Genomic DNA, 11,416 nt, shown 5'->3' with positions numbered 1-11,416 from the left:
GCATTCTCCACTCACTCATAGCGCAATGCCGCATTGGGGATCAGCGCGATGGCGCGGCGGGCTGGCAGCCAGGTGGCGAGCATCACGACCGCCGCTATCAGCGACCCCACGAGGGCCGCGCCTATCAGCAGGTCGGGCCCTATCTCGGCCATCTGGGCGAGGATGGTCCAGCCGAGGAACAGCCCCAGCGGCAGACTCAGGCCGATCTGCCACAGGCCCTGGCGCAGCAGCAACCACAGCACGGCCGAGTCGCTGGCACCGACGGCGCGGCGCACGCCGATCTCCTGCGTGCGCAGGGTCACGGCGCGGCTGGCCACACCGTAGATGCCGGTCACGGCCAGCAGCAGGGTCATCAGGCCCAGGACCAGGCACAGCGCGGCCTGTACGTCATTGCCCGATTGGGCCACGCGCTCGCGCTCCTCGGCGCTGTAGACACGCTCCAGCGCCAGCGCCGGATCGGCCTTGGCCACGGCACGAATCAGCAGCTCACGGCTGGCGGCGTTGTCGGGTGCGCCGACCAGGGCGATGTCGACCTGGTCCGGCACGGACTGGCTGAGCGGCAGGTAGACATTGGGGAAGCCGCGGCCTTCCTGGTTGTTGACGCCATGCGTCATGTGGGCCGTCACGCCGACCACGGTGATCCAGTTTTGTCCGGTCTTCTTGTCGTCGGGCGAGATGGCAAAGCGCTTGCCCAGCGGGTCCTGGCCGGGCCAGTGCTGCTCAGCGAAGTTGCGGTTGACCACGGCCACCTTGAGGCTGTCGGCCCGGTCGTTGGCATCGAACTCGCGGCCGGCCAGCAGCTTGACTTCCATGGTCTTGAGATAGCCGGCATTGATGCTGTAGGCCCCGACGACCGGGTAACGGTCATCCTGCACCACCATGCCCTCGGGCTGCATGTCCTCCCAAGAGCGCGCGCCGCCGCCGGGCAGTGAGGTCGTCAGGCCCACGCCGAAGCCACCGGCCTGCTCGCGCAGCGCGGTCTCCAGACGGGCCCACAGCTGGCCGCGTGCAACCGGGTCTTGGTACACACGGAAGCGCGGCACCAGCTGGGCCGTGAGCACGTCTTCCATGCGTGCCCCGGAACTGGCATTCAAGCGTTGTTGCGCCTCGTAGCTCTGGCCGCTCGAAACCAGCAGCAGCAGGCTGGACAGCGTGATCTGCACCCACACCAGGCCGCGGCTGAAATAGCCGGCGGCGCGCCCCGAGGCGCCGCGTTGGCCGTCGCGCAGCACGGCTGCCACATCGACCCGCGAGGCGCGCCAGGCCGGCAGGCCACCGACGCCCAGCGTGACCAGCAGGCTCATCAGCAGGCCATAGGCAGCGGCCTCCGGGCTGAGGCGGAAATGCAGCCAGAACGGGATCTGCTCGCCCGCGGTGCGGGTGATCTGCTGCTGCGTGATCTCCAGTGCCCAGGCGCTGAAGAACATGCCGATCAGGGTGGCGGCCAGCGACAGCAACAGTGCCTCGCCCAGCATCTGCTGGATCAGGCGGGCGCGCGGTGCGCCCAGGGCGGCGCGCACCGCCACCTCTTGCCGGCGCTCGTTGGCCCGCGCCAGCAGCAGGTTGCCGGTGTTGATGCAGACCAGGCTCAAGAGCAGGCCTACTGCGACTGCGAGGGCCAGGTAGATGCTGTCGCCATCGGAGAAGCCCCAGGCGCTGTAGTTCAGCGCCCGCACGCCGACGCGGCCATTGCTCTTGGGGAAGCTGGTGGCCAGTTGCTGGGCGATGAGGTTCAGCTCCAGCTGAGCCTGGGCCGGCGTGGCGTCGGGCCTGAGCTTGCCCAGGGCCATCACATGCTGGGCCGTGCCCATGCTGTAAGCCTGCGCACGGGCGGCGCCGGCTGGCGGCTCGAAGGGCGTCCAGACCTGCTGGTTCATCGGGAAGCGCAACTCGGCAGGCGCCACGCCGACGATCTCGGTGTCGATGCCGTTGATTTTGATGTGGCTGCCCACGATCTTGGCGTCGCTGCCGAAGAAGCTCTGCCAGACGCCGGCGCCGATCACGGCCACCGGGGGCGCACCGGCTTGTTCGTCGCTGGCCTGCAGCAGGCGGCCGAGCACCGCGCGTTGGCCCAGCCAGGGCCAGATGGCGGCGGGCACCTGGGCGGCCTTGAAGTTTTGCGGCCGGTGTTGCGCATCGCTCAGCGTCACCGTGGAGATCGTCAGCGCATGCAGGCCCTCGAAGCTCTTCACGCCCGCGGCATAGGCCAGGTAGTCCAGGTAGTGGATGCTGCGGGACTGCGTGCGGTCGCCGTCGCGCGTCGCTTCCAGCGGCAGCAGGCGGTGAGCGTCGGGGAAGGGGATGTCGCCCCGGGCCGAGCCCAGGAAGAGGGCGCTGCAATAGATGGCAAATCCGAGGCCGCTGCCCAGAGTCAGCAGGGCCAGCAGCGTGAAGCCGGGCGCCTTGGCCAGCGACTTGAAGGCCTGGCGCAGATCGTCGAGGAGGTTCCGCATCTCAGATCACCTCGGCAGCGCCGGCGCGGCTGGACTGCTCATGCAGAGGCGTGGGCATGTCGGCCACCACACGCCCGTCGAACAGCGAGACGGTGCGCTGGGCGGCTGCCGCATAACGCGGATCGTGCGTGACCATGCACAGCGTTGCGCCGCCGGCATGCACGTCGGCCAGCAGCTGCATCACCAGCTCGGCATTGCGCGAGTCCAGGTTGCCGGTCGGCTCGTCGGCGAGGATCAGGCTGGGTTTGCCGACGAGGGCGCGCGCAATGGCCACGCGCTGCTGCTGGCCGCCCGAGAGCTGGGCCGGGTAATGGCGCGCGCGGTGGCCCATGTCGACCTGGGCCAGCACCTCGGCCACGCGCTCGCGGCGCTCGGCGCGGCCGAGGTCGCTGCGGTAGGTCAGCGGCAGGGCCACGTTGTCTTCCACGCTCAGGTCGCCGATCAGGTTGAAGGCCTGGAACACGAAGCCGATCTGGCGGTTGCGCAGTGCGGCGCGGGCCCGGTTGTCCAGCCCGTCCACGCGCTGGCCGGCCAGCTCGTAGCTGCCGCTGCTCGGGCTGTCCAAGAGGCCGAGGATGGCGAGCAGGCTGGACTTGCCGCAGCCCGAGGGGCCGCTCACCGCCAGGAACTCGCCGCGCCGGATCTGCAGGTTGATTTCGTCCAGCGCGCGCGTTTCCAGCTCGTCGGTCAAGAAGGTCTTGGCGATGCCGCGCAGTGAAATCACGATCTCGTTCTGTTTGTCGTTCATGGTTTTCTCCTCGTTCTCCATCTGGGTGTTCATTGTTGAATGCTGACGCGCTGCGACTGGCGCCAGCCGCTGGTGTCCGAGACGACGATGCGCTCGCCCAGCTTCAATCCGCTCTTGATGGCGATGCGGCTCACGGCCGCCGCGCCGAATTGCACCTGGACCGGCACGGCCACTCCATCGGGGCCGATGCGGTAGACGCTGGCAGCGGTCTCGCCCTGGCTGAACACCGGGCGCTGCACCTGCAAGGTGTCGGCCAGGTGGGCCAGCTCTATCGTGCCGTCCACGCTGAGGTCGGGGCGGGCGCCGCGCGGCAGCGCGCCTTCCAGGCGGATGTCGACCTTGACCACGCCATTGCTGACCTTGGGCGCCACGCGGCTGACCACGCCGGTGATCACGCCATCCGGGGTGCCGCTGCGCAGGTCCACCGAGGCGGAGAGGCCCGGCGCCAGGTCGCGCGCCTGCGCTTCCTGCACCTGGATCTCGGCGTAGAGGGCGTCGGCGCGGGCGACCTTGGCCAGGGCGGCGCCGGGCAGCACGCTCTGGCCCGGCTGCAGGGCCAGTTCCTGCACGATGCCGTCGATGGGCGCGCGCAGCTCCAGCGCGGCGGCCAGCTCCCGGTCGCGCTGCAAGGCCTTGGCGAAACGGGCCACGGCGGCCTGCTTGGCAGCGAGTTGGGCCTGGCCGTTGGCGCTGCAGCGCTCGAGCAACTGGCGCTCCAGGGCCAGGTTTTGCTTGGCCTGCTCCACGTTGAACTGGCTGCGCTGGTAGGCGAGCTTGGAGACCATGCCGTCCTTCTGCAGCTCCTGGTCGGCCGCCCATTGCAGATCGGCGCTGCGCAGGGCCAGCTCGGCCCGCTGCAGGGCGGCGCGCTGGTTCAGCTGGCTGCTGTCCAGCGTGGACTGCAGCGCGCGCAGCTCGGCCTCGGCCTGCTGCAAGGACCAGCGGCTTTCCTCAACCCGCTGCAGCAGCTGCGGGTTGAGCAGGCGCAGCAGCACGTCGCCCGCCCTGACCCGGCTGCCCGCCTGGGCCTCGATGCGGTCCACCCGGCCCTCGGCCTGGGCGGCGACCCAGCGCACGTCGCTCGGCAGCAGCACGCCGCTGGCACGCAGGTTCAAGGTCAGCGGGCCGCGCTCCACCGTGGCCACGGTGACCGTGCCCGAGCGAACCGACATCTCGGCCGGGCGCGCCCGCAGTCCAGCCACCAGCAGGGCGAGCAGGGCCAGGCCGGCCAGTGCCAGGCGTGGCTGGCGGCGGCGCCACCAGGCTTGGTCGGAAGAGGTCCGTTGGATGTCCATGGCCCTTCATGAGCAGGACGCGTGCCAGGGCGGAATCGAAGCTTCAGCGAACCCATTGCACAGTGAGCGGGCCCTGATGCAAGGCAAGCTGTCCTGAAATCGGGACGACAGCCGTCTCAATTCCGGAACGCAGGGCGGGCAGAATGCCGGCCATGGACATCACCGCAACCACCCCACTGCTGGGCGGCCTCTCGCCCGAGCAGTTCATGCGCAAGCACTGGCAGAAAAAGCCGCTGCTGGTACGCCAGGCCTTGCCCGGCATCACGCCGCCGGTCGACCGCAAGCAGCTCGCCGAGCTGGCGGCCGACGAGGACGTGGAGTCGCGCCTGGTCACTGCCTTTGAGGGTCGCTGGGCGCTGCGTCAGGGGCCGGTTCCCAGGCTGCCGCCGTTCAGCAAGCCGGGCTGGACGCTCTTGGTCCAGGGACTGGAACAGCACTCGGACGCAGCCCGTGAACTGCTGGACCGCTTCCGCTTCGGCCCCGAGGCGCGGCTCGATGATCTGATGATCTCCTACGCCAGCGAGGGCGGTGGCGTCGGCCCGCATTTCGACTCCTACGACGTCTTCCTGATCCAGGTGGCCGGCAAGCGCCGCTGGCGCATCGCCGCGCAGAAGGACGCCGTGCTGCGCGAAGACGTGCCGCTGAAGATCATTGCCAACTTCCAGCCCGAGCAGGAGTTCCTGCTGGAAGCCGGCGACATGCTCTACCTGCCGCCCGGCTGGGCCCATGACGGCGTGGCCGAGGGCCCGGATTGCATGACCTGTTCGGTGGGCTTCCGCTCGCCCTGGCGCGCCGAACTGGCCCAGGACCTGCTGCAGCGCCTGATGGACGACGAGGACGAACCCCGCGCCAACCGCATGTATGCCGACCCCAAGCAGGAAGCCACCGTCAATCCGGGCTTGATCCCGTTGGCTTTGCAAAACTTTGCACGTGAGGCCGCCGAGCGCGCCCTGAACGAACCGCGGGCGCTCGAACGCTCGCTCGGCGAGGCGCTGACCGAGCCCAAGCCGCGGGTGTTCTTCGAACCTGGCGAGCCGCTTGAGCCCGGCCGGGGCGTGAGTCTGGACCGCCGCAGTCGCATGCTCTACGACGCCGACCATGTGTTCATCAATGGCGAGTCCTACCGCGCGGGGGGCAAGGATTTCAAGCTGATGAAGCAGTTGGCTGACAGCCGCCAGCTGAGCGCTCGCGAGGTGGCCGGCCTGTCCGAAGGCGCACTCGACCTGCTGGCGCAGTGGTGCGAGGACGGCTGGGTACAGGCGGCCTGACCCCCGGGGGAATTCGGACCATGGAACACGGCGTCTTCACCGGGAGAGAGGCCTTTGTGGCCGCGTTGCGCGAGGGGCTGGTGTTGGCCGAAAAGCAGGGTGCTCGCGAGCTCTGCTGGCTGGATGCGGACTTCGTCCACTGGCCGCTTTCCGAGCCCGCCGTGCTGGATCTGCTGACCGCCTGGGCCCGGCCGCACCGCCGGCTGCGCATGCTCGCACCGCAGTTCGAGGCGCTGCAGCAGCGCCATCCGCGCTTCGTCACCTGGCGGCGCAACTGGGGTCATCTGATTGCAGCGCGGGCCTTCGAGCCCGAACTGCTCAGCGGCTCGGACCTCGTCGGCCTGATGCTGGCACCGGGTGCGGCTTGCGTCCGGCTGTTCGATGCCGAGCATTGGCGAGGTGCGATCAGCGCACCGATGGCCGGCGTTCGCGCCGATGAGCTGCTCAGCCGGCAGTGGTTTGATGCAATTGAGCAACGTTCCAGCGAGTCCTTTGCTGCCAGTACCTTGGGACTTTAAGGCCGGCTTTAAAACAGCCGCTACAATCGCCGGCTAGGTGTTGGGAGCGCTCGAGGCTTCCATGCCTTGCTCTTAGAAACTTCGGGCACGCAAGTGCCCGATGCTTCAAAAATTACCGGTAATTAGTTCTTCGTCAATCAGATCTGAGGAAAAGTGATGAAAAAGTCGATCCTGTTGGCCTCCCTGCTGGCTGCTGTTGCTCTGGCTGCTTGCGGCAAGAAGGAAGAAGCTGCTCCTGCTCCGGCTCCCGCCGCTGCTCCGGCTCCCGCCGCTTCGGAAGCCGCTTCGGCTCCCGCCATGGAAGCTTCGGCTCCCGCCGCTGACGCCGCTTCGGCCGCCGCCAGCAAGTAATCGGCTCTCCGATCACGCACAAGCCGCCTGGCGCAAGCCCGGCGGCTTTTGTCATTTCTGGTCGGCTGCAACAGCGCCGATAGGCTCAGCTGATGTCAAACCAGGCCGTGCCTTCCAGCTGGTCGGCCACCTCGAGCGCCGCCTGAAGGATCACCGGCTGCAAGGCCTCACGGACCAGCTCGGGCCGGTTGTTCTGGGCGCTCAGATGGGCCGCCACCACGCGGCCCAGGCCCGCATGCTGGCATTGGCGCAGGATCTCGGCAGCTGTCTCGTTGGACAGATGGCCGTGGCTCCCCAGGATGCGCCGTTTCAGCGAGGCCGGGTAACTGGAGGCGCGCAGCAGCGCCTCGTCGTGATTGCACTCCAGCAGCAGCGCGTCGCAGCCCTGCAGGGCCGCCAGCAGCTGCGGAGCAGGAGAGCCCACGTCGGTCAGCACGCCGAGGTTGTGCAGGCCATCGCCGCAGCGCAGCTGCAAGGGCTCCTCGGCGTCATGCGGCACCGAGAAGGGCCGGAGCTCCAGGTCCCCGAGGGCGAGCGTCTCGCCGTCACGCGTGAGGTGCAGCAGGGTGGGATCGAAGTCCTCGTTGCCGACGGCCCGCCAGGTGCCCCGGCTCATCCAGAGCGGGATGCGCCAGCGCTGGGCAAAGCCGAGCGCGCAGCCTATGTGGTCGCCATGTTCATGGGTGATGAAAATGGCGGCCAGCTCGGTGGCCGCACTGCCGGCGCGCTCCAGGCGGCGGTTCAGTTCGCGCTGGCTGAAGCCGCAGTCGATCAGCACCTGGGTGCTGGTGATGCCCTGGCTGGCCTCGACCAGGGTGGCATTGCCACCGCTGCCGCTGCCCAGGCTGCAAAAGCGCATGTCTCGACCCGAGGTCCGTATCAGTTCGAAAGCGGCCAGGCGGCGCTGTTTTCTTCGACCGTCAGGCCGCGGGCGGGCACCGGCGGGACCACGATGGGCGTGACTGCTGCTCCCGGCAGCGCCGGGCCTTGCGGGTCCAGCGCTTTGCGGGCCAGGTCCTGCAGCTGTTCCCAATGGGCTTGCAGCATCGCGTCCTTGCTGCTTCGTGCCGCTGCGGCAGCAAACTGGCGCTCCAGCCCGCGCAGCTCGACACGGGCCTCGGTGCGGCTTTCGTCGCTGGCCAGCAGGGCGGTCAGCTGCTCCATGTAGATGCGGTGCATGCGGCGGCGCAGCGGCGCCGGTGCCGGCTGGCCCGGCGCCAGCTCGCTCAGCACGGTCTGGCGCAGGTCGGCCAGCAGCAGCGGCAGGCGGTAGGCCTTGTCGCCGAGACTCAGCTCCTGGTCCTGCAGGCGGGCCAGGCGGGTGCGGTCCAGCAGGGCGCGCAGGGCACCGCGCTGGTTGGACTGCAGGCGACCGGCCGGTTCCTGCGGCGGCAGACGCTCAATGACACCGGGTTCAAACAGCCATTGCGGCGTGCCGAACAGCTGCTCGGCCAGGAAGCGCACGGCGCGCGACTGGCGCTGCCGATCCAGCGCCTGGAAGGTGGCGCCGGCTTGCTCGCCATGTTTGTTCTGCGTGTCGTAGCCGCCCACCTGGTTCAGCACATGGGCGAGTTCTACCGTCCACTGATTCCAGACGGCGTCATACAGCACGGCCAGCAACTGGTCGTCCTCGCCGGCCTGCAGGGCCATGGCCGGCAGGTGCTTGACGATGCGCTGCAGGTTCTTGGTGCCGAGGCCCGTGGCCACCACCGGATCGGCGTCGCCGACGGCTTCCACGTTCTCGCCCGCGTCGCCCAAGCGGTTGGGCGAGGTGAAGCGCAGCCAGGGCTTGCCGTCCTGCTCGCGCAGCCAGCCGTTCAGCGTGCTGCGCTCTTCCTCGGGTGTGGCCGCATTGGGCAGCGGCGTGTAGCCCCAGCGCGTGGCGAACAGGTCATAGGGGCCGACCTTGGGAATCAAGAGGGCCGGGTCGACCTTGTCCTCGGGCTGGACCAGGTAGTTGAAGCGGCTGTAGTCCATGATGGAGGCCACATGGCCCATGGTCTTGAGCCAGGCCGGGTCGCGCAGCTTGTCGACCGGGTAGAGCGAGCTGGACTTCATGTTGTGCGGGAAGCCGAGCGCATGGCCCATCTCATGGCTGACCACGTAGGCGATCAGATCGCCCATCAGCGGGTCGGGCAGCGGCAGCTTCTGGGCGCGCGGGTCGACAGCGCCGGCCTGCACCACGTACCAGTTGCGTGCCAACTGCATCATGTTGTGGAACAGCACGATGCTGGAGTTCAGGATCTCGCCGCTGCGCGGGTCGGTGATGGCCTGGCTGTAGGCCGTGGCAGCGACCGAGGGTACCCAACGGATGACGTTGTAGCGCATGTCCTCGGCATCGAACTCGGGATCCTCGGCCTTGCTCGGGAAGGGGCGGGCCTGCACCGCGTTCTTGAAGCCGGCGGCCTCGAAGGCCACGTTCCAGGACTCGACGCCTTGCTTGATGTACGGCATCAGCCACTCGGGCGTGGCCTTGTCCACGTACCAGACCAGGGGCTTGACCGGCTCGCTCAGCGCTGCGGCGGGGTCCTGCTTCTCCAGGCGCCAACGGGCGATCAGGCGCTGCGGCTTGATGCCGTGGGCGTCGACGGCAAAGTCGATGCGGCGCACTTCCTGGAAGCCGATGCGGTCGTCGGCCAGCCGTGGCCGCATGGCCTCGCGGGGCAGGCGCACGAGGTTGTAGGCCACGTCTACCGTGCCGCTGCGCACGGGCACGGCCAGCGCCGCGGGCAGCCCGGGGATGGCCGGCGTGCCGCCGAAGCTGTAGGTGTGGGTTGCGTTGATGCGCACGCTCTCGGCAAAGGCCTTGAACTGCTCGATCTGGCTGCGGCTGCTGTCCATGCCAACGGCGCGCAGGGCCGTGCGGGTGGCGAAATCGCCCCATTCGCTGGTGAACAAACGGCTCACGTCGACCACCGGCGCCCCCGACTTGGCATAGGCATCGACCGGCAGGGTCAGCAGGATGGCTTCGCGCTGCGAGTCCTGCACGGCCCCCGCCAGCGCCTGCCCGGTCGGGCTCACATAGGACTGCGAGACGCCTTGCAGCGAGATCTTGTTGTTCTTCAGGTTGAAGCTCAGCAGCTGCTGGTTCAGCGTGCGGCCCACGTGCTCGACACCGGCCGGCACGGCCGTGGCGGTGGCCGCCAGCAGCAGCGGCTGACCCAGCAAGGCCTTGGGAATTTCGAAGTACAGCTTGCCCTTGACCATGTGCACCGTCAGCAGGCCGCGCTGCGTGGTGGCGTCGGGCGTGATCACGCGCTCATAGGGGCGCGGCTCCCCGGGCACGCCGCCCATGGCTGCGGCCATGGCGGCCATCGCGGACAGGTTGGGCGCGGTGGTGGGTGCTGTGGTCGGCGTCGGCGCTGATGCCGGCGTGGCTGGCGGCGGCACCTGGGCCGCGGCCAGGCTGCAAGCGATGCCGAGGCTGGCGGCGACGATCTTGAGGTGATGTTTCATCATGACTTTGTAGTTCCCCCTTAGCGAAATGGATACGGCGCGATGGCCTGCACTGGCGCTGAATGGAAAACGGCGGCGCGGTGCAATACCGGGCCGCCGTCATTCACCGAGAACGCTGTCCGGAACTCAGCGCAGATCGTCCATCAGCAGGCCGAGGATGCGCTTGGCGTTTTCGTTCGTCTGCTGCTGGCCCTTGTCGTCCAGCACCATGACCGTGCTCTTCTCGCCCTCGGACTTGACCGAGACGCGGTAGCGCGAGGTGGTGGAATCCTTGGCGCCGAACAGCTTGGCGAAGAAGCCCGGCTCTTCCTTGCCGACCATGTTGGGGTCGGCGTAGCGCAGGAAGAACAGGCCCTGGCTGCGGTCACGGTCTTCAATGGTGAAGCCATGGCGGTCCAGCGACTGGCCGACACGGCGCCAGGCGCGCTCGAAGCCTTCGGCCACCTTCAACTCATTGGGCACATCGCTCAGGGCGCGGCGGCTGGCGCCGGGCAGCAGGGCATCGGCGGCCGTGGCCGGCGCGGCGGCGGAGGCGGCGGCCGTCACGGTGGCGGCAGCGGCCTTGGCCTGCTCTTCCTTGCCACCGAGGCGCAGCAGCAGGCGCGACAGCATCTCGGCTTCCAGCGACGGGTCGCTGGCACGAGCCTGCCAGGCCGTGTTCTTGCTCTCGGAGTTCGAGGTGTAGACCTCCTGCATGCCGCGATGCGTGACGCGCACCTCGGTGCCGCCATTGGCGCCGCGCTCCAGGCGGACGCGGTATTTGTCGCGCTCGCCGGTGGAGTACATGCCGTCGATCAGCCATCCGAGGCTCTTGCGCAGGAAGTCCTGCGGCAGCTTGGCGCGGTTCTCGTTCCAGCTGGTTTCGAGCAAGCCCAGCTCAGGCTGCTCCTGCGAGATCTCGAAGCCCTGGTCCAGCCAGAAGCCGCGCACCAGCGGCCACAGCTGCTCGGGCGTCTGCGGGCTGAACAGCCAGCGGTCGTTGCCGTTGCGTTCGACCTTCAACTCGCCGATGCGGCTCAGGGCCACCTTGTCGCTGCTCGGCACGGCCGTGGCCGCGCTCTGCTGTTGCTGCTGCATGGCCGAGGCGCTGATGCTGGCGCCTGGGGCCACCTGGCCGCGCGCGTCGCGGGCCAGCTGGGTCAGGTCGGGCGGCACGTCGAGGCCGGTGGTCTGGCGGGCGCCGGTGCGGTAGTCGACCTTGTCGCCGGACACAAGGCCGGAGAAGGCACTGCAAGCACTCAGGGCGACAACAGCCAGGGCCAGCGTCGAAAGGCGCAGGGCCTGCTTGGAAACTTGGTGGTAACGGATCACGCTTGAAATCTCCACG

Annotated in this window: 9 protein-coding genes; 3 read left to right on the top strand and 6 right to left on the bottom strand. The window is 68.6% G+C overall.

Annotated elements, in window-relative coordinates; translation table 11 throughout:
• Nucleotides 1-11: 11 nt before the first annotated feature.
• From J7U46_RS02005 to J7U46_RS01995, 3 genes are read right to left on the bottom strand one after another with little or no spacing between them, the layout of a single operon-like run.
• Nucleotides 12-2,453 carry an FtsX-like permease family protein gene (locus J7U46_RS02005; RefSeq protein WP_282823149.1) on the bottom strand — a complete coding sequence of 814 codons (2,442 nt, stop codon included), beginning with the start codon at nt 2,451-2,453 and terminating at the stop codon, nt 12-14.
• A 1-nt stretch (nt 2,454) separates the two neighbouring features.
• A complete protein-coding gene (locus J7U46_RS02000) occupies nt 2,455-3,201 on the bottom strand; it encodes an ABC transporter ATP-binding protein (RefSeq protein ID WP_282823148.1) in 747 nt (248 codons plus the stop codon).
• A gap of 29 nt (nt 3,202-3,230) precedes the next feature.
• Nucleotides 3,231-4,496 carry an efflux RND transporter periplasmic adaptor subunit gene (locus J7U46_RS01995; protein WP_282823147.1) on the bottom strand — a complete coding sequence of 422 codons (1,266 nt, stop codon included), beginning with the start codon at nt 4,494-4,496 and terminating at the stop codon, nt 3,231-3,233.
• Nucleotides 4,497-4,648: 152 nt separating this feature from the next.
• On the opposite strand from J7U46_RS01995, the gene J7U46_RS01990 reads away from it, so the two are divergent.
• From J7U46_RS01990 to J7U46_RS01980, 3 genes are all read left to right on the top strand, one after another.
• On the top strand, nt 4,649-5,764 hold the full coding sequence (locus J7U46_RS01990) for a cupin domain-containing protein (protein WP_282823146.1): 1,116 nt from the start codon (nt 4,649-4,651) through the stop codon (nt 5,762-5,764).
• Between the two features lie 20 nt (nt 5,765-5,784).
• Nucleotides 5,785-6,282 carry a hypothetical protein gene (locus J7U46_RS01985; protein WP_282823145.1) on the top strand — a complete coding sequence of 166 codons (498 nt, stop codon included), beginning with the start codon at nt 5,785-5,787 and terminating at the stop codon, nt 6,280-6,282.
• Between the two features lie 156 nt (nt 6,283-6,438).
• Entirely contained in the window at nt 6,439-6,633 is a 195-nt protein-coding gene (locus tag J7U46_RS01980; protein WP_282823144.1) for a hypothetical protein, read from the top strand.
• Between the two features lie 85 nt (nt 6,634-6,718).
• On the opposite strand, the gene J7U46_RS01975 is transcribed toward J7U46_RS01980, so the two are convergent.
• From J7U46_RS01975 to bamC, 3 genes are all read right to left on the bottom strand, one after another.
• Nucleotides 6,719-7,492 carry an MBL fold metallo-hydrolase gene (locus J7U46_RS01975; RefSeq protein ID WP_282823143.1) on the bottom strand — a complete coding sequence of 258 codons (774 nt, stop codon included), beginning with the start codon at nt 7,490-7,492 and terminating at the stop codon, nt 6,719-6,721.
• A gap of 20 nt (nt 7,493-7,512) precedes the next feature.
• Nucleotides 7,513-10,092 carry a zinc-dependent metalloprotease gene (locus J7U46_RS01970; RefSeq protein WP_282823142.1) on the bottom strand — a complete coding sequence of 860 codons (2,580 nt, stop codon included), beginning with the start codon at nt 10,090-10,092 and terminating at the stop codon, nt 7,513-7,515.
• A 123-nt stretch (nt 10,093-10,215) separates the two neighbouring features.
• The gene (bamC, locus tag J7U46_RS01965) at nt 10,216-11,400 is read right to left on the bottom strand and encodes an outer membrane protein assembly factor BamC (protein ID WP_282823141.1); all 1,185 of its coding nucleotides are present in this window, start codon (nt 11,398-11,400) and stop codon (nt 10,216-10,218) included.
• Nucleotides 11,401-11,416 lie beyond the last annotated feature (16 nt).

This window comes from Pelomonas sp. V22 (genome assembly GCF_030014915.1).
Lineage (GTDB): Bacteria > Pseudomonadota > Gammaproteobacteria > Burkholderiales > Burkholderiaceae_C > JAUASW01.
Note: the sequence above shows the minus strand (reverse complement) of the source record. Positions and strands in the feature narration are given on the sequence as shown.